The organism is Campylobacter sp. JH32 (assembly GCF_017846535.1).
GTDB lineage: Bacteria > Campylobacterota > Campylobacteria > Campylobacterales > Campylobacteraceae > Campylobacter_D > Campylobacter_D coli.
The window spans coordinates 141,830-159,890 of the sequence record NZ_JAEQBS010000002.1; the positions used below are offsets into that span (position 1 = coordinate 141,830).

General features: G+C 29.1%; 22 protein-coding genes and 1 pseudogene. 17 read left to right on the forward strand and 6 right to left on the reverse strand.

The window, feature by feature from the left end; all coding sequences use genetic code 11:
- From KAR67_RS02185 to KAR67_RS02245, 13 genes and pseudogenes are all read left to right on the forward strand, one after another.
- Positions 1-390 carry a hypothetical protein gene (locus KAR67_RS02185; RefSeq protein WP_052784919.1) on the forward strand — a complete coding sequence of 130 codons (390 nt, stop codon included), beginning with the start codon at positions 1-3 and terminating at the stop codon, positions 388-390.
- A gap of 12 nt (positions 391-402) precedes the next feature.
- Positions 403-1,039, forward strand: a pseudogene (locus KAR67_RS02190) (DUF4376 domain-containing protein).
- Positions 1,036-1,416 carry a hypothetical protein gene (locus KAR67_RS02195; RefSeq protein ID WP_002810252.1) on the forward strand — a complete coding sequence of 127 codons (381 nt, stop codon included), beginning with the start codon at positions 1,036-1,038 and terminating at the stop codon, positions 1,414-1,416. The pseudogene KAR67_RS02190 and the gene KAR67_RS02195 overlap by 4 nt, the downstream one beginning before the upstream one ends.
- A complete protein-coding gene (locus tag KAR67_RS02200; protein ID WP_002792595.1) occupies positions 1,413-1,886 on the forward strand; it encodes a hypothetical protein in 474 nt (157 codons plus the stop codon). Before KAR67_RS02195 ends, KAR67_RS02200 begins: the two co-directional genes overlap by 4 nt.
- Complete coding sequence (locus KAR67_RS02205; RefSeq protein WP_057990447.1) at positions 1,876-2,337, forward strand: DUF5675 family protein; 462 nt, start codon at positions 1,876-1,878, stop codon at positions 2,335-2,337. The genes KAR67_RS02200 and KAR67_RS02205 overlap by 11 nt, the downstream gene beginning before the upstream one ends.
- A 232-nt stretch (positions 2,338-2,569) precedes the next feature.
- A complete protein-coding gene (locus KAR67_RS02210) occupies positions 2,570-2,953 on the forward strand; it encodes a hypothetical protein (protein WP_131235474.1) in 384 nt (127 codons plus the stop codon).
- Positions 2,907-3,104: a hypothetical protein gene (locus tag KAR67_RS02215; RefSeq protein WP_131235473.1), complete on the forward strand. Its 198-nt coding sequence runs from the start codon at positions 2,907-2,909 to the stop codon at positions 3,102-3,104. Before KAR67_RS02210 ends, KAR67_RS02215 begins: the two co-directional genes overlap by 47 nt.
- Complete coding sequence (locus KAR67_RS02220; RefSeq protein WP_131235472.1) at positions 3,097-3,585, forward strand: hypothetical protein; 489 nt, start codon at positions 3,097-3,099, stop codon at positions 3,583-3,585. The genes KAR67_RS02215 and KAR67_RS02220 overlap by 8 nt, the downstream gene beginning before the upstream one ends.
- A 2-nt stretch (positions 3,586-3,587) precedes the next feature.
- Entirely contained in the window at positions 3,588-5,318 is a 1,731-nt protein-coding gene (locus KAR67_RS02225) for a hypothetical protein (protein WP_162284687.1), read from the forward strand.
- Positions 5,319-5,834: 516 nt separating this feature from the next.
- Positions 5,835-6,251: a P-loop NTPase fold protein gene (locus KAR67_RS09820; protein ID WP_002778951.1), complete on the forward strand. Its 417-nt coding sequence runs from the start codon at positions 5,835-5,837 to the stop codon at positions 6,249-6,251.
- A gap of 35 nt (positions 6,252-6,286) precedes the next feature.
- The gene (locus KAR67_RS02235) at positions 6,287-7,186 is read left to right on the forward strand and encodes a P-loop NTPase fold protein (RefSeq protein WP_162284711.1); all 900 of its coding nucleotides are present in this window, start codon (positions 6,287-6,289) and stop codon (positions 7,184-7,186) included.
- Positions 7,187-7,816: 630 nt separating this feature from the next.
- Positions 7,817-8,692, forward strand: coding sequence for a tRNA 5-methoxyuridine(34)/uridine 5-oxyacetic acid(34) synthase CmoB (gene cmoB / locus KAR67_RS02240; protein ID WP_002778955.1), 876 nt, complete (start codon positions 7,817-7,819; stop codon positions 8,690-8,692).
- A 76-nt stretch (positions 8,693-8,768) separates the two neighbouring features.
- Positions 8,769-9,344 (forward strand): PaaI family thioesterase, encoded by a 576-nt coding sequence (locus tag KAR67_RS02245; protein WP_002778957.1) that lies wholly within the window; start codon positions 8,769-8,771, stop codon positions 9,342-9,344.
- Between the two features lie 4 nt (positions 9,345-9,348).
- Here KAR67_RS02245 and KAR67_RS02250 read toward each other — a convergent pair whose 3' ends face one another.
- Both KAR67_RS02250 and KAR67_RS02255 read right to left on the reverse strand, forming a co-directional pair.
- On the reverse strand, positions 9,349-9,522 hold the full coding sequence (locus tag KAR67_RS02250; RefSeq protein WP_002778960.1) for a hypothetical protein: 174 nt from the start codon (positions 9,520-9,522) through the stop codon (positions 9,349-9,351).
- Positions 9,523-9,531: 9 nt separating this feature from the next.
- Positions 9,532-10,059, reverse strand: a complete 528-nt coding sequence (locus tag KAR67_RS02255; RefSeq protein ID WP_002778962.1) for a thermonuclease family protein — start codon at positions 10,057-10,059, stop codon at positions 9,532-9,534.
- A 56-nt stretch (positions 10,060-10,115) separates the two neighbouring features.
- On the opposite strand from KAR67_RS02255, the gene KAR67_RS02260 reads away from it, so the two are divergent.
- A complete protein-coding gene (locus KAR67_RS02260) occupies positions 10,116-11,384 on the forward strand; it encodes a M20/M25/M40 family metallo-hydrolase (RefSeq protein ID WP_002786613.1) in 1,269 nt (422 codons plus the stop codon).
- Here the strand turns inward: KAR67_RS02260 and KAR67_RS02265 are convergent.
- Together KAR67_RS02265 and KAR67_RS02270 are read right to left on the reverse strand one after the other, a co-directional pair.
- Positions 11,367-12,614 carry an MFS transporter gene (locus tag KAR67_RS02265; RefSeq protein WP_052780326.1) on the reverse strand — a complete coding sequence of 416 codons (1,248 nt, stop codon included), beginning with the start codon at positions 12,612-12,614 and terminating at the stop codon, positions 11,367-11,369. The genes KAR67_RS02260 and KAR67_RS02265 overlap by 18 nt on opposite strands.
- A gap of 42 nt (positions 12,615-12,656) precedes the next feature.
- Entirely contained in the window at positions 12,657-13,496 is an 840-nt protein-coding gene (locus tag KAR67_RS02270; protein ID WP_002805643.1) for a cysteine ABC transporter substrate-binding protein, read from the reverse strand.
- 197 nt (positions 13,497-13,693) lie between these two features.
- Between KAR67_RS02270 and KAR67_RS02275 the strand changes: the two genes are divergently transcribed.
- The 3 genes from KAR67_RS02275 (at position 13,694) to KAR67_RS02285 (ending at position 16,049) form a co-directional block, all read left to right on the forward strand.
- Positions 13,694-14,797 carry a JlpA family lipoprotein adhesin gene (locus KAR67_RS02275; RefSeq protein WP_052780327.1) on the forward strand — a complete coding sequence of 368 codons (1,104 nt, stop codon included), beginning with the start codon at positions 13,694-13,696 and terminating at the stop codon, positions 14,795-14,797.
- 109 nt (positions 14,798-14,906) lie between these two features.
- Positions 14,907-15,647 carry a peroxide stress protein YaaA gene (gene yaaA, locus KAR67_RS02280; RefSeq protein WP_002778968.1) on the forward strand — a complete coding sequence of 247 codons (741 nt, stop codon included), beginning with the start codon at positions 14,907-14,909 and terminating at the stop codon, positions 15,645-15,647.
- Between the two features lie 198 nt (positions 15,648-15,845).
- Positions 15,846-16,049, forward strand: a complete 204-nt coding sequence (locus KAR67_RS02285; protein WP_002778970.1) for a hypothetical protein — start codon at positions 15,846-15,848, stop codon at positions 16,047-16,049.
- Positions 16,050-16,051: 2 nt separating this feature from the next.
- On the opposite strand, the gene KAR67_RS02290 is transcribed toward KAR67_RS02285, so the two are convergent.
- Positions 16,052-16,792: a DUF5416 family protein gene (locus KAR67_RS02290; RefSeq protein ID WP_002778973.1), complete on the reverse strand. Its 741-nt coding sequence runs from the start codon at positions 16,790-16,792 to the stop codon at positions 16,052-16,054.
- On the reverse strand, positions 16,793-18,058 hold the full coding sequence (locus KAR67_RS02295) for a (Fe-S)-binding protein (protein WP_002793933.1): 1,266 nt from the start codon (positions 18,056-18,058) through the stop codon (positions 16,793-16,795).
- Between the last annotated feature and the right edge of the window lie 3 nt (positions 18,059-18,061).

Consider the following 18,061-nt stretch of genomic DNA (forward strand, 5'->3'; position numbering starts at 1 on the left):
ATGACTAGCGTACTATTATCACAAAGCCTTCATGCGATAAGCATAGGTGGAAAAGATGAGTTTTTTGCAAATAAGGATTTATCCATTCCTGTAATAAACACAAATAAAGCTTTAAACGCTAGTAAAAAATATTATTTAATTTTTGAATGTGAATTTGTTAAAAGTTTTAGCTATAAATCAGCCACTCAAGGAAGGGGAATATTTGTAGATGATAAGCTTTTCACGACAGTTGTGTCAACCAGAAGCGGAACCAAAGGACAAAAAATTACATATCAAGGATGGGTAAAAGGAAGCAAAATAAAACATGTTAATCTTGATGCAAGCTGGACTCATTCTCCAGCCTCACAAAATCATATAAAAACCACTAAATTTGAACTTTATTACAACTAAAGGAGAATAAATATGTTTTACGATATTGAAAATCAGACTTTGAAATATGACAATATTTTTTTACAAAAATGTCAAGTTGCAAACTCAAGAAGGTGAAATTGATGCACAGGATACTTATTTCTTAAGTGCTTGCGATGATGGGCTTTTAAAAGAGCTCGGTTTTGCTAAAGTTAAAGAAGAAGAAGCGCCAAGCTTTAATGAAAAAACACAGAAGCTTAACCAAGTTCAAAATTACGATGAAAAAAGTAATCTTTATATTATTTCTTACGAGATTAAAGAAAAAACCTTAGAAGAGTTAAAAGAATTAAAATTAGAAGAGTTAAAAGCAATAAAAGAAGAAAAGCTTTTATTTATGCCTTTTAAAAATACTACATTTCAAATTGATACTGAAGCAAAAATTAATATCAGCGGAAAAGTTAGCGAGATAATGTTAGCAAATCTCAATAATACTCCTTTAGAGAACATTTCTTGGATTGACAAAGATAACAGAATCGTCACATTTAGCAAAGATGAATTTTTAGAATTTGGGGTTAATATTGCTAAATATACGGAAAGTATTATTTTTAAAAATGATGAACTAAGAAATAAAGTGAAAAATGCCACATCTTTAGAAGAATTAAATTTAATTGCATGGGAGAGTGAAAAATGAGTACTGAAAATATAATAAAAGAAGGTGCTATACTCGGTTCTTTAAGCGGATCAGCATTGTTAGGATTAATGGTTTTTGTCTTAGCTGGGATTGCATGGCATTTATATAAAACTTTACATAAAGAAGCTGGGGAAAGAACAAAAGAACTTATAAGTGAAACCAAAAATACTAATGTTCTTATTAGAGAACAAATTGCAGTATCCAGAGCAAGCAATGATAGCTTAATCAAATTTATACAAACGCATTGCTCTAAAACTAACGATAAGCTAGAAGCTATAGAAACAGATCTTATGCGAATGGATGAAAGGCTTGTTAAGCTTACTCAAATAAGAAATGATGAGTTAAGAATGATTTATAAAAGAAAGGAAAACGAATGAAAATTGCATTTTATAAAGTTAAAGAAAATGACAAATCTACTTTTCTTGATAAAGCAATAGCTTTTTTTACTTCATCTTGGAAAGAAAGATTAAATGGAGATTTTTTAAATTCCTATTCTCACTGTGAAATAATCTTAGACAATTTAATGATTAGCTCAAGTCCTAGAGATAAAGGAGTAAGAATAAAAGAATTTAAAGACACTGGCAGATGGGATTTTATAGAAATCAATGATATAAATGAGACAAAAATAAAAGAATTTCTTTACTCTCAAATAGGAAAAAAATATGATTTTTTAGGAATTTTGGGCTTTTTCACATTCACAAAAGATAGTGAAGACAAATGGTTTTGTTCTGAAATCATAATAAGAGCGTTGCAAATAGGTGGTTTGGTTAAGCTAGGAGATATGAATGCAGGAAGTTCAAGTCCTAATAGATTATATAAAAAACTAAAGGATACAAATGAAAATTAAAATCATTAGAAGATACACTGGAAAAACTTGTGTTATAGGCAAATTTAAAGTTTTTAATGATGATGATAAATTGCTATTTGAATGCTTTTCTTTAGAAGAGGATAAAGAAGGAGTTGAAAGAAACAAGGATTTGAGAATACCAGAAGGCATTTACGATTTAAAAAGGCATTCTCCTTCAAGATTTGAAAACACTTTAAGAAGTATCACAAAAAAAGATGATGATACAATGATTAATGTGTTTAATGAAAAAGTCCCATTTGATAGACATATTTTAATACACTGGGGAAACACTGACAAAGACACACAAGGTTGTATCTTGCTGGGGCTTACTAAAGATAATAATAATGAAAGTGTCGGTCAAAGCAGACAAGCTTGTAAAGAATTTTATGATTTGGTGTATGGTAAAAATCTTGAAGACATTAAATTAGAAATAACAAATGAGTTAGCATAGAAAGGAGAAAGAAATTTAAGTAGGTTACCAAATAATCCCCTAAAAAGGGGACAAGACTAATAAGCCTTGACAATAATTATACATAAGAGTATAATTATAACGATTATTTGGTGATATGCAGTCATAAAAATCACCCACTTTCAAGGGTAAAATTTAGCCATAGGGGGCTAGACCTACGGCTAACCCTTAGGGGTATTATATAAAAACCTTACTTAAACTTCTAAAACAAAATATGATAAATCTTTTATTTGGAAATGCAAAACTTTGTATCGCTTTAGTATTAATGGCAATCTTAGCAGGATATTTTTATCTAAGACTTGATAGCACAAAGGCCAAATTAGAAAAAAGTCGAAGTGATTTAGCTTTGGCTTTAAAAGTCAATGAAAATAATCAAGAAAAATTAAAAGAATTAAATCAAATTCATAAAACAGAATTAAAGGCTTTAAATGAAGCAAACAATCAAAAAAATCAAGTACAAGAAAGGGTGCAATATGTTAAAGAATACATTTATAAAAGCAATGAAAATAATATTACCAAGCTTTTTAACGATGTCGTTGATAGGTTGTGGGATGCAAACTCAACAAGTAGTAACCAAAATAGAAATTCAAAAAGTTAGAATTCCGCAAGAGTTATTAACATTAAGTCCCCTTGAAAAGCCAAAGGCAAAAAATGAACTAGATATTTTAAATGCTTATTCTATACTTTTTTACAAATACAAACAGTGTGAAATTCAGATAAGCAAAATAAAGGAGCTAAATAATGAGTGATGCAAATGTTGATTACAACAAAAGACTTAAAGCATTTAAAGAAATTTATCCGCAAATTTTAGAAATGAGCTTAGCAGAAAAATCCCCATTTGGAGAATTTAAAAAACTTTTAGAACAATTTGGAAATGATAATATAATTAGAAACGATACACAATTCCAGAGCTTAGCACAAGCTCTAGTAAGTGTTGGACAAACCATAGTAGCACAAAGTCAAAATACAGCTTTATCCATGATTTTACAAGGCGATGAAAACGAGCTTAATGCTGAAAAAGCTTTACTTTTAAGAGCTCAAACAGAAACAGAAAAAGCAAAACCTGCATTAATAGCTAGACAAACTGCTCAAATAGATGATAACTTAAGAATAGAAGCTGCAAAGGTTACACAAAGTGTTCAATTTGGATATTGCACTGGTGGGCTTGATATACCGCAAGAGATTATGAGTCTTGTTAAAGAAAAAATAGAAAATATAGAAAAATTTTAATAATGCTAATAGATGAAAAAAGGCTTATGAAAAACTACACTCTTAAGCCTGCATACCCTTCAAATATAGGTAAGCTAGATACAGGGGAGGTTTATAAACAATGGTTTACCTATGCTATGATAGGGGTAAATAAATATGTTGAGCTTTTACATAAACAACTCATAAGAAAAGGTAGGAGTTATAGCCAAAACGCAACACATCCTCTTTACCCAAACTCCTATATTGTAAAAAAATATAACATAAAAAGTGCATCGACAGCCCCTTATGATAAACATAGTCACGGCAATTTGGGCTTAAATCAATTTTTCGTGGGTCAAGATCCGTACAAACCCTATAAAGGAGATCCTAGCAGTAAAAATGGAATATATCATGATATTTGCGAGATAAGAACTAAATATAATTTAGGAAATATGCAATATTATTATGGTTTTCCAAACAATTTAACTCTTTTATTTGAAAAAGAAAAAGCTTGGAAATATCACGGAAAAGGATTTTTTTATATCGATGAAAAAATAAATTTTAAAGATATATTAAATAAGGCATTGGAAAATATAAATTATGAAATGCTTATAAACGATATCGAAGTAGTTATTTTTTGCCAAACCATCCAAAAAAATAATGAATGGATATATCCTAGTATTGATGATATTAAAATACCAGAAATTAAAGTAGAAAATGTTGAATTTAAACCAACTTTTGGAAAACCTTATAAAAAATTATGCATTGATGTTGAAAAATTTTATAATGATTTTAAAGAATTAAATAAAAATATATTTAGAATCGAAAAAGTAGAAATAACCTATAAAATATATGAAAAAGCTCAAAAAACTAGAGAAAGTGATTCAGGTAAAACATACTACGCTTTAACAAGCAAAAAAGTATCTTTTTTTGAAGTATTTAACTCTATAAAAGAAATATATAAGTGCAAGTATGCACTCCCCTTGTGTTTTTACAATAGTTTTAATTTTGTTTGTTATGAAGAGCCTTATGTAGCATTTTCTTCTCTAAATAATGCAAGTTGGGGTAAAAAAGATACGAGTGTTACGCCAAGTATATATCCGCTATATAGAAAAAGTTCAAATTTGCCTTATGGGCGCAGAGATAGATGGTTTGCATTATGGGATAGTTTTTATTATCTTTATGTATACGAAAAATCAAGCAAAGGAATTTTAAGCTTTTTAGCACCTATTGTCACTATCGTTTTAGCTGTAGCTACTTGGTGGATTGGCGGGCAAGGTGCATGGCTTGGTACTTTAATAGGAGTGAGCGAAACCATTGCTTCAGGAATCACACTAGGGATTAGCTTAGGTTTAGCCATAGGTTCTCTAACTGGAAATAAAACATTCTCCATTCTTAATGCTGTTTGGGGTCTTGTTAATTTTCTAGGTGCTTGGGGTGCCAATAATTGGAATTTAGCCGCTGATTTTACAAAAAATACAGCACAAATCGCACAAGAGATGACAACTTTTGAATCAACTTTAAATATTGCGGGTAATTTATTAAGCGGAGCTAGTAAGATTTTTGATGTGGTACAAAGCATTACAGCTAATACCCCTGATATGATAAATGAGCAAAAAGGTAGCGATTTAGACAACAATGAAGGCGGAAATGGGAGCGAAGCTTTGGAATTAGCAAAAGATATGATTAATCCTACAATATGGTATAATTTTGAAACCACAGATATACTAAACGAAAAAATAGAAAAAAATAGAAATCTTATTTTTGCATTCTAAAAAGTTATTGACCTATATATTGACTTTGTAAAAATATATAAAATAATTATATGTAAATATAGGCAATATCTCTATATTGTTCAAATCTCGCTAACCGCACCATTTGTACCATAAGCTACTATAAATATCAGACTTATAAAATATAGATAAAATAGGCATTTGTAGCTATATAAAGCCTAAATTAAAGTTTTTTCCATTAAAATCCATTTTGAAACTTTTTTCCTAACTTTTTATTTTTTATTCCAAAAAGTTAGGAAAAATCGATACAAAGAACCTATTTTAAATTACAAATGATATTTTTCAAAAAACATCCAACTATCTCTAGATGATTTTAGTAAAAACCTAAACAATAGATCTTAAAAAATTATAGATAGCTTTTTATCTTTCCTTATTTAAAGCAAAAAACCAAAAATATTTTTTACCCTCTCAAGAGTGATTAGAATACCTTTGGTTCTTTTTATCATAAAACATAGTTAAAATTATATATAATCTCAAAAACCAAAAGGAGCTTATTTTATGGAAAATAATCAAAACAAACAAGAAAAATTAGAAAGCGTTAATATAGACAAACCTATAGAGAAAAAAGAGGAGGATTTGTTCAGTAGAAATTCAGTAGCAGAACAACTAAATACAATTATTAAAAATTATAAAGAAGAAGATAGTATTACTTTTGGAATTATAGGTGATTGGGGTAGTGGAAAGACCTCTTTCGTTAATATGACTTTGGAGGATTTTAAAGATGATGAAAATTTCATTATAGTGAAATTTAATCCTTGGAATATCTCTACTAGAAAAAAACTTATCAGCGATTTTTTTACAACGCTTGCCAAAGAAATTCGTAAAGCTTCATTTCCAAAATTTAAAATTAAAAATTTAAAAAAATATATTCTCATGCAAAATTTAAATTTTTATCTGAAGTACCTAATAAACTAGAAGATTTATCATTGTTATTTAAAATGTCATCTTATATGATTGCAGATCCAGTTGCTTCAGTGGCAATGTCTCGAGCTTCAAGTATTATTAATAATTTTAACAAACTATTAAGTGCAGAGAAAAAGGGTTTAGATGAAATCAAAAATGAAATTAACACCGCTTTATTAAATATAGACATAAAAATAATCGTAGTCATTGATGATCTTGATAGATTGGCCGATACAGATATACAAGAAATTTTTCAACTTGTAAGATCTATAGCTGATTTTAAAAATACCATATATATTCTTTCTTATGATGAAGAGATTGTTTCTAAAGCTTTAGATAAAATTCAAAAAGATAAAGGTGGTAAATATATAGAAAAAATAGTTCAAGTTCCTATTAAATTGTCTAAAGTTAGTCAAGAAAACTTAAAAGATATATTTATAAAAAAACTAAAAACAATTCATATAAAACATGAAGCATTGGATAAAGATGAGTTTATTAAAAAAATAAAAGAAAATAATTTTGCAGATGCTTTTAAAAGTATTAGAGATATGGAGAGGTTTTTAAATGCTTTTAAAATTGAAGTCAATGCTATAAATCAAGAATTATATTTATATGATTTTGCTGTGATCACATTATTAAAAATATTTAAACCTAGACTTTATGATTATATATATGACAATAGAATGTTATTTATTGAACAATATAATCCTTATGATCTTATAAATAATGAAATAAAAATCCCTGAAAACATTGAACAAGAAATAAAAAAAATTACTAAATCAAATAAGGATTTTGCTTTTAATCTAATTGGGTCTATTTTTCCAAAAATAAATAACCAACCGCAAGATTATAGTCAGCTAATTCAAAACAATACAGACAACCAAAAGAAAAGAATAACTTATCCTTCATCTTTTAAATATTATTTTTTATTAAATTTTCCTAAATAAATATTTTTAAAATAGAAAAATTTTATAAAGTAGCTTTGCAAATCGAAGTTTCATTTTTTGACTTTGATTTGTAGTACAAATTTTATATCCATATTTTACCTTTCAAATTAAAAGCTTTTCATTACTTTTTATATTTTTATATTTAAATTTCTTAAAATTAAAATCAAAGGATTTAACATGCAAATGCAAGAAATAATTGAAAAGTTAAAAAGTTATAGGCAAAGAATTAGGTATCAATCCTGATACTTTTAACCTCATGAATTACCTATCTATAAATTCTACTTAAGTAAAAGTAGAGATAAATAACTCGATCGATTATTTTAAAATTTATCGCTTGCTGCGAAAAGAGTATAGAATTTATTATAAAGATAAATCTATCTACACAATAGTAAAACCAAGTTTAAATTACGAAAAATAAAATTTATCAATTATAAGCAACTAAACTATGCTTTTTAACTAGTTGTAAATTTTTATAAAATATTTCATCACATAAAAAATCTATTCTTCAATGATTTTACTGATAAAAACATATTACTGATAAAAACATATTATATGTATAATTTTACATATTTTAACCTATAATCAAATTGTTTTTGTTATTATTCTAAAATTAGATTATCAAGGAAAAATATGCAAGAAAATCCACTTGAAAAACAATTTTTAAATCATCCCCTATTTTCTAAAATTCAGAATTTGAAAGAAGTCGAACTGGATTCTAAGCTTTATTTAGAAGATAGTGTTACCCTAAAAACAAACTCTCAAGCAAAAAAAGAAATTTTAGAACTCACAAAAGAATTAAAACCATGGAGAAAAGGTCCTTTTAAAATAGATGAACTTTTTATCGATACGGAATGGCAAAGCTTTATTAAATTCAATATCTTAAAACCCTTTATGAGTGAAATTTCTCAAAAATGTGTTGCTGATATTGGTTGCAATAATGGCTATTATATGTTTAAAATGCTTGAATTTAATCCAAAAAAACTTATAGGCTTTGATCCTTCAATCAAATATCGCTTACAATTTGAACTCATAAATACTCTTGCTAAAACTCCTATAAAATATGAGCTTTTAGGCGTAGAAGATTTGCCAAAATATGGGTTGAAATTTGATGTGATTTTCTGTCTTGGAGTGATTTATCACAGAAGCGATCCCATAAAAATGCTAAAAGATTTAAAGGCGGGATTAAATAAAAATGGAACTGTATTTTTAGATACCATGTATATAGAAGATCCAAGAGAAATTGCCCTAGTTCCTAATAAAACCTATTCTAAAATCCCTAATATTTATTTTGTTCCTAGCATTAGCGCTTTAAAAAATTGGTGTGAAAGAGCAGGATTTAAAGATTTTGAAGTCCTAGCTACAAAAACAACAGATGAAAATGAACAAAGAAAAACAGAATGGATTGATTCTTTTTCTTTGGAAAATTTTTTAGATCCAAACGATAAAAACCTCACTATTGAGGGCTATGAGGCACCTAAAAGAGTCTATGTTCGCATAAAGGTATAAATTTTTTAATTACTAAGCCGATATAGCATCAAGAAATGTTTTGAAGTAGATAATATAGAACACCAAAGGCGCAAAAATGGCAAAAAAAGATATTTTTGAAGAATATGCACAACTTGAAGAATATGCATCCGCTGAGGATATCTCTCGTGTAAGAGCTGAACTTTTAACTTGTCCAGAACTCAACACCTCCTTAGCAGGAACTATTATCGAGCTTGATAAAAATTTTGCAAAGTCGATACTCATCACTACAAGCGATATGGTTGTAGATGAACAAGGGTTAGTTTTTGATGCTTTTATTTTTGCTGCTGCAAACTATGTCGCACAAGCTTCAATCAATAAAGAATTCTCTGTTGTTATTGGTTCAAAATGTTTCTTTTATGCTCCACTTAAATTAGGCGATGTTTTAGAACTTGAAGCTCATGCTTTGTTTGATGAAACTTCTAAAAAGCGAGATGTAAAAGTTGTAGGACATGTAAAAGAGATTAAAATGTTTGAAGCAACCATACAAGTTGTTAGTATAGATGAGCATATATTTAAACTCAAGCGACCTCCTCTTAATACAGCCAAAGCAGCAGAAAATCCTGATTCCCCAACAAGCACAGTAAATCCTGAAGCGATAGGATCAGCATTATCAGCATCTTTACGCAAATAAATCATCAAGGAGTCATTTTAATATCTACCCAATTTTTAGGGCAGTCCTTATGATAAGTTCCACTTGCATCATAATATTCATGGCAATCATCATAAAACCGATTTGAAATGCCTCTTTCATTTACAAAACATCCTGATATTCCAAAAAGCAAAGCTAGCATTAAAATATATTTTTTCATTACCTGCCTTTAAAATCTATTTTGTTTGCGCCATTTATAAGGCTCTATTGGATTATCATCTTTCCAAAGACCCAGTTTATTTTTTTGAGCTTTTTCTTGCTCTTTAATATAAGCATTGGTGTAATATGTATCCGCCCAAGCATATCCTTGACTCACTAAAAACTGATTAATATCCACATCTTTAAGCTTTACAATAGCGACAATTCTACCATAATTATCTTTGTTTTTAGAAAAAATATAAACTTCCTTATCTTTTAAAATTTTCTCAAGTGCTGCTTTTGATTTTTTGCCAAAATTTTGCTTTAACTCAGGCGCATCTATGCCAAAAAATCGTATTTTACTGGTTTTATTGTTGGTACTAATTTCTATGGTATCACCATCAATCACCCTAATCACTTGAGCTTTAAAACTAGGATTTTGTACTATATAATTTTGTACAAAAGCGATCATTAAAGCAAAAATCAAAAATGCTAAAAGTTTCTTAGGATCGCTTGCAATTTTTCTTAAATTGAATAATTTTTTATAATTTATTCTCATTATTTCCTTAAATTTTTAAAAATATGCCATAATTTTAACAAAAAAAAGGAGATGGAATGCAAAATGTTATAGAAAATTTTAAAAATTTGTGCAAGATTCCACATTGTAGCTATCAAACAGAACAAATGAAAGAATTTTTAAGCTCCTATGCTAAAGATAAAGGCTTTAAAGTAAGCATAGATAAAGCAGGAAATATTCACGCTATTAAAGGAAATCCTAAAATTTGCCTCCAAAGTCATTATGATATGGTTTGCATGGGAGAAGCTCCAAAAGTAGAAGTATATGAAGAAAATGGCTTTTTAAGAGCTAAAAATTCAAGTCTTGGAGCGGATAATGGCATAGGAATAGCCATTATGATGAGCGCTATGGCTGAATTTGAAAATCTAGAATGCCTTTTTACAAATGATGAGGAAGTCGGACTCATGGGAGTAAATTCACTCGAGCACACTTTAAGTTCCAAAATGCTTTTAAATTTAGACCATGAAAGCGATGATGAGATCATGATAGGTTGTGCAGGTGGAGTAGATATAGAAGCTGAGCTAAGCTTTAGCACTCTTAAAGCAAGAGGTAAAATTTATGAACTTCAAGCACAAAATTTTAAAGGGGGACATTCAGGGATCAATATCGTGCGCAATGAAAAAAGTTCTATCAAGGAAATGGCTCAATTTATCAAAGAAAATAAAGGAAAAATCATCTCTTTTGAAGGTGGAGAGAGGATAAATTCTATCCCTAAGCATGCTAAAGCCTTGGTGCATTTTGAAAATGAAGTAAAAGGCAATGGGTGGATAAAATGCGAATTTAAAAAAGAAGGTGAATTTGAAATTTGCGATCAAAATGAAAAGCTTTTAAATACCATCAATGCTTTCGCACATGGAGTTAGAGCTTATGATGAACATTTGAGCATAGTGCAAACTAGCATCAACCTAGCCACTTTAAAAATGGAAAATCAACAAATCAAATTTACACTTTTTGCAAGATCTAATATATTAGATGGTTTAAAACAGATAGAATTTGAAACCATGGAATTTTTTAAAGCTTTTGGCTATAAAGTAAGAAGTTTTAATTTTTATCCCCCTTGGGAAGGCAAAGCTAATGCACTGAGCGATAAAGTGCTAAAAGCTCTTAAAAAAGTATCGCCCAAAGCTAGAGTTTCGGCTATCCATGCAGGATTAGAATGCGGCATCATAGAAAAAAAACAAGAACTTTTATGTGCTTCTATAGGGCCAAATATCCACAATCCCCACTCAACTGATGAGCACTGCGAAATCACTTCGGTAGAAAAAATATCTAGAGTTGTTTTTGAAGTTTTAAAAGACAACGCTTAGTTCTTTTGCCTCGCTCCTTGCAAAAATACGCTTAAGTAAAAATACGCTAAATAAGGAGCAGCATCCTACCACCATAAGATAGACACCCATATATTCTTTATAAAAAGCATTGACTATAAAAGGGGTTAAAAAGCCTAAAAGTGCATAAGAAATATTATAAGCAAAGCTAAGTCCACTGAATTTAAGTTCACTTTTGAAAATTTGAGTCATAAAAACAGGAGCAAAAGTAATAATTCCTTGAGCAAAACAAGCAAGTAAAAAATAAAATAAGAAATTTGCATCATAAAAACTAAAAAGCATGCCAAAAAACATAAAAGTTATGCTAAAAATAGAACAAATTCTATAACTTCCCCACTTGCTAGCCAAAATTCCTTGAATCAATGCCCCTAAAATAACAGCCAAAATAGCGAAATTTTGTATCCATAAAGCCGAGGTTTTATTTATAGACAATAACTCTTCAAGATATTTTGGAAGTATCATCAAAGTCGCTACACCGCTGGTTAAAACAACGGTCATTAAAAAGCATACTAACATGCTTGTTTTATAAGTTTTAAGTGCGTCCTTTAAAGGAAAATTTAAAAGTCTATTTTCTTTTTTTATTCTTTCAAATTCAGGAGTTTCGCTAAGTTTTGTTCTTAAAAATAAGGCAAAAAATCCAAAAAATCCTCCTACAATAAAAGGAATTCTCCAAGCATACTCTTCAACCTCTTGCGCGCTAAAATAAGATCTTATCCCTAAAGTGGCAAGATTTCCTAGCAATAAACCTATAGTCAAAGTTGCTGAAATAAAACCTAAAGCTAAAGGAACTTGACGCCCTTTAACAAATTCACTTACATATACCCAAGCTCCACTTACTTCTGTCCCTACAGCTAAGCCTTGTAAAATGCGAATTAAAAATAAAATCAATGTAGCAAGTATACCTATACTCTCATAGCTTGGCAAAAACACCAAAGCAAAACTAGGCAAAACCATAAAAAGCATAGATATGTAAAAAATATTTTTACGCCCGTATTTATCGCCAAAATGCGCCATAACAATAGATCCAAAAGGACGCGCCAAATAAGCAGCACCAAAGGCTATATAAGCATTTATTTGCATCCAAAAAGTATCATTTTGAGGAAAGAAAACCTTAGCAAAAATATCCAAAAAAAAGGCAAAGAGCACAAAATCATAAAATTCTAAAATTCCGCCCAAAGAAGCATAAATTATATTTTTGTATTTTTTTTGCATATTTTATCCTAAATCAACTAAAGGGCAAAAGCCCTTTTTTTGTTAAATTTTACCGCCTTCAATAACTACATCATCGGCTTTTACATCATCTCCAAAATGACTTTTTAAAGTTTCATCATAAGCTTTATGGAAGAATTGTTCTTCTCCTAATTTTGTGATTAGATTATCAATAAATTCTTTAAGCTCTTTATCACCTTTTTTAACAGCAGGAGCAATTACATCTTTATTGCCCAATTCTTTAATGGCCATTTTAAATTCAGGATGTTCTTTTACCCACGCAAAAAGCAAAGTATTGTCATGACTTAAAGCATCACCTCTTTGATCTATTAAAGCGGCAAAAGTTTCGGTATTTTGATCGTATTTTAATGTTTTAATATCAGGATATTCTTTTGTAAAATACGCATCAGCAGTAGTTCCTTTGTTTAAAAGTAAAGTTTTATCTTTTAAATCTTCTATGCTACTGATATTGCTATCTTGAGGCACAGCCACACCTAAAGCTACCTTCATATAAGGTAAGCAAAAATCCACTTGCTCTGCTCTTTCAGGTGTTTGAGTAAAATTAGCTAAAATAATATCAACTTTATTTGATTTTAAAAATTCCACCCTATTTGCAGCTTCAACTAATACAAACTGCACCTTATTTTCATCTCCTAAGAGTTCTTTTGCTATACGTTTCGCCAAGACTATATCATAACCTTGATTTATGCCTTTTTCATCTACATAACCAAAAGGCGGTTTATCTCCAAAAACTCCTATTCTTACTACTCCATCTTGCTTGATTCTTTCAAGAGAATTTGAAGCACCAGAATCTGAATTTCCTCCACAAGCAGCCAAAAATACTGCAACAAAGGTTGTAAAAATACTTAAGAGCATTTTTTTCATACTTTTCCTTTCTTGGTATAAACCCTAATTTATTTTGCAAAAAATGCAAAAGCATTATACTTTAAAAAAAAGTATATTTCAATTTTTTAAGATAAAATTATTTCTTCTTGTGTAAAAAAGTAATATCAATATCAAAGCATAAAAATTTAAGTATAAGATTGTTATAATTTATAAAACTATATTAAGGAGAAGATTTTATGAAAAAAAGTATTGCTCTAACCCTAGGTGCTATATTTTTCTTTTCAGCGTGCAGCAACTCGCTTGATAAAACAACAGTTGCAAAATATGAGGAGCGTCTTAACACTCAAATAAATGAAACCCTTAAGGATTTTCAACAAGACATGGGTGTAAGAATAGAAATTTCTAATTTTTCTTGTAAAGGCGATGGAATGTTTCTTAGATGTTCAAGCCCTAATTTTAATGTTTTTGCAAAAGACAATACCCAAACAGAGCAAAAACTCATCGAAGCAAAAAATTTAGAAATTTATTCTAATGAAATTTACACAGGAGAGGAGCAAGGCTTAATCTCTTTAAAAGATTATTACGATAATCTATTGAGTAAAAATAAAAATTTAAAAACAAGTTTTACCCTAGAAGGATTTAAACTTGGAGAAAAAGTAATCAGCGATATCAATGCAAGCTTATCTCAAAGCGATCCAAAGATTCAAGATTATCTCGCTAAACTTAGTTCGGGTGTCTTTACACTTTCATTTGAAAATTCACTTTTTGTAAAAAATAGCGATTATAATAACAATTTCAACATGAAAATAAACAATCAAGACTTAAATTTCGATATGAATTTAAATTTTGACTACAAACAAAGCTTGCTTGATTTCTTCGAAAAAGCAGGAATTAAATACAATACACAAACCTATGTAATAGATGAAAAAGCCGTAGAAGAACTTCTAGATCAGCAAGGATTTGCTCAACCTATACAAGAAAGCGTTATCTTAAATAATTTTAAAATTAACTCTTCTTTAGATACCCAGGGTGTTTTTGAAAATTATATAACAATCGCTAAAGGTGGCCTAGAAGCTCTTAAAATTCAAAGTCAAAATGAAGAACAAACCTTGCTTATAGATAAAGCTTTGTTGGCTCTAAATGAAATCACAAAAGATGAAGTCTATAAACTTGATTTAGAAGCTAAATTTAAACCTATTGCATTAAGTGATTATCCTAAAGAAGGTATTAACGCAGTAGAAAAGCTAACTGTTAACAATCAAGACTTTACAGAAACACTTAGAATACTTTTTGGCTTTATGATGATACCTATAATGCTTGGAGGTGCAACAGGCTTTTAAGTAATATGGAGAGAAATCTCCATATACTCTTTTACCTTTTTTAAGCCTAGTTTTATATATTTTTCGATACTTTTTAGTCTTTAATTTTAAAGATTTAAAAAGGACAAAATTGAAAATTTTATTCTCTCCTAGCGAAAGCAAAAACGATACTTGCAAAGAAAAACCTATAGATAAAAGCTCTTTTATATTTGAAAATTTATTTGATTTTAGAATGCAAGCTGTAAAAAAATATGAAGAATATATCAATAACGCTGATTTGAAAGCCTTGCAAGAACTTTTTGGTATAAAAAATGAAAATGAAATTTCTAATTTTCAAAGAGATTTAAAAAATTCTCCTACCCAACAAGCTATAACGCTTTATAGCGGGGTGAGTTATGAGTATTTAAATTTTGATATTTTAGATAAAGAAAGTCAAAAATACATCCTTGAAAACACTCTTATTTTTTCAAATCTTTTCGGGGTAGTTAAAGCAAGCGATCATTTGCCTTTTTATAAATTCAAACAAGGCGCGAAAATAAATAATTTTGCTTTAGAAAAATTTTACAAAGAACATTTTAGTAAAGCTTTAGATGAATATTTAAAAAATGAAGAACTGCTTGATTTAAGAGCGGGTTTTTATGATAAATTTTACACCCCAAAGCGTAAATTTAGTACTTATAAATTTATAAAAAAGGGTAAGGTAGTTAGCCATTTTGCTAAAGCTTATAGGGGGATTTTACTTGCTCTTTGCGCAAGGATTAAAGCTAAAAACAATGCTGAGATTTTAAATCATCTTCCATCTAATTTAAGTCTTAAAGAAATTCAAAACAAGGGTTTAAAAGAAGAAATTGTGCTTGAAATTTTAGATTAATTTCCAAACACAATTTATCTCTCGCCATACCCTCTTATTTAATAATCAATTTTAAAAATATTGTTTCAATATAGATATAATTTTAAAAAATATTTGTTTTATTTTGTTTAATTTTATGAAATTAAAAATTAATACCTAAAATCATCTCTTTTTAAGAAAATTATTTATAGTATTATAGGTGAGAATAAAGGAGAACAAGTGCAGTATTTTTTTGTATTTTTAATTATTATATTTTTATTTATTGTATTTATGCTCATCATGCGCTATGAGAAAAAACTTGAGCTTTTAAATCAAAGCATACAAAATATAAAAGAAGAAGTGAATGAACTTAAAAACACTACTCAAAACAATCGCTCTTTGATTGAAAAAAATCGCTCTGATATTGAAAGTATCAACAAATAATTTCAAGTAAAAAAAGCCTTAAGCTCATAAACTAACTTGTGATTTAACATTAAAACAAATGTTTTCTCACAAGCTAGCTCTTTTTTGTTTTTATAAACAAAACTTTTTAAAAAATCAAGAAGTAAAAGGCTTGGCATTTTTCCTTGTAAAATTATATACATGGTGTTTTGAGAAATTCCATACTTATAACTTGCTCCGCTAGGAAAGGCATCAAGGTCAAAATTCACACTGTCATTACTAGCATCATAATCTAAAATTTCAATCTTTACAAAACTAGCATCTAAATCTTCAATTTTCAATGATTCAAAAATATTCAATTTTTGATTTTTTTCTACCTTCACACTTTCTTTTTGCTCACAATTATCGGATGTAAAAATAAAGCAATCCTTGTTAAAGATTCTTGAAAAAGTATTAAAAGGAGTAAATCTTGTATTATTTTTAGGAGCTTCATCAATCTTTATTTCTAAAGGTGGATTGCGTGGCTCTTCATCTTGTTTTATTTGACTTGTTATAAAAATTTCCTCTACTATGATGGTATTTTCTTCATTTTCATCATACAAGCATTTTAAAATTTCATCAAATTCAAAGCTATGATCACTAAATTCCAAAAGCCTTACACTATCAGTTATAAAGTCGATCTTATCTCTATTGGGAATTTTATCCTTAACTATAAATGCCCTATTGTAAAAATATGATTTTTCTATCTCATATTCATCACTTTTACCTTGAAAAGTTATTTTCATCTATAAGGCTTTCGCTATAAGTTCCAAAGGACTTGCAAAAATTGCTTTACTAGAATTTTGCTCCAAAGCATTTGAAATTTGCATTCTACATGCCGAACATTCGGCACTAACTACACAAGCTTTGCTTTCATCAATCATACTTGCTTTTTTAAGTCCTACGCTCAAAGCCCTATCATAATAATCCGTTTGCATACTTACCCCACCAAAACCACAGCATGCATTAGGATTACTCATTTCAACAAAATGATAATTTGCTTTTAAAAGCTCTCTAGGCTCTTTAAAAACCCCTTGCATCTTTCTCGCATGACAAGGATCATGATAAGTAATGCTATAATTAAGCTTTTTCTTACTTTCTAAAAGCTCTTTTAAATTTGTAAATTTATAAAAATACTCACTAGCCATATAGATGCGAGAGGAAATCTTTTGAGCTCTTTTGGCCCACTCTGGCTCATTTTGCATATTAAAAAAATGTTCTAAATCTATTTTCAACATTGCCGAGCAAGTTGCCTCAGGAATGATAATAGCATCAAGCTTTTCTAATTTTTTTTCAAAATATTCTATATTTTTCTTAGCCAAAATTTCAACACTTTTAAAATCACCTGTAAAAAATTGCGGTGCACCACAACAAACTTGCTCTTTCATTAAATCCACATTGATTTTTACTTCTTTGGCGATTTTAAGTACAGCATTAGCTGTGTCTATGTAAAAATAATTTGCCAAACAACCCACAAAAAAACCTACAGTTTTTTCTCCTCCATTGTCGATAAAATCAGGGTTTGAATTTAAAAAACTTTTTTTATTAAAACTCGTAAGCAATCTTCCTTTTTTAACAAAAGGCATGGAAAATTTAGCCTTCATACCTACATTTTGATCCTGACTTTGAATTTTAAAAGCACAGCTTTGAAACACATAGCCTAATTTCGCGACCAAATCTAAAATTTTACGCCTTCTTAAGAAAAAAAAGATAATTTTTTTATACCATGCTATACCAAATTTTTTAGCTATATCATAGCGCACTTCTTCGATGACATTATCTACTCTTAATTTACTCGGACAAACCTCGACGCAATTTGTACACAAAAAACAGGATTCAAAAATCTTTTTAGCCTCTTTATCTAGCTCTAATTTTTCTTCCTTATAAGCTGCTAAAAGATCTAAAAAACCCCTAGGGCTTGTAGTTTCATCGCGATTTACTTCATGAATAGTACAAACCGGAATACATTTTCCACATTTAACGCAAGCATCACTTATTTGACTAAAATTCATCAC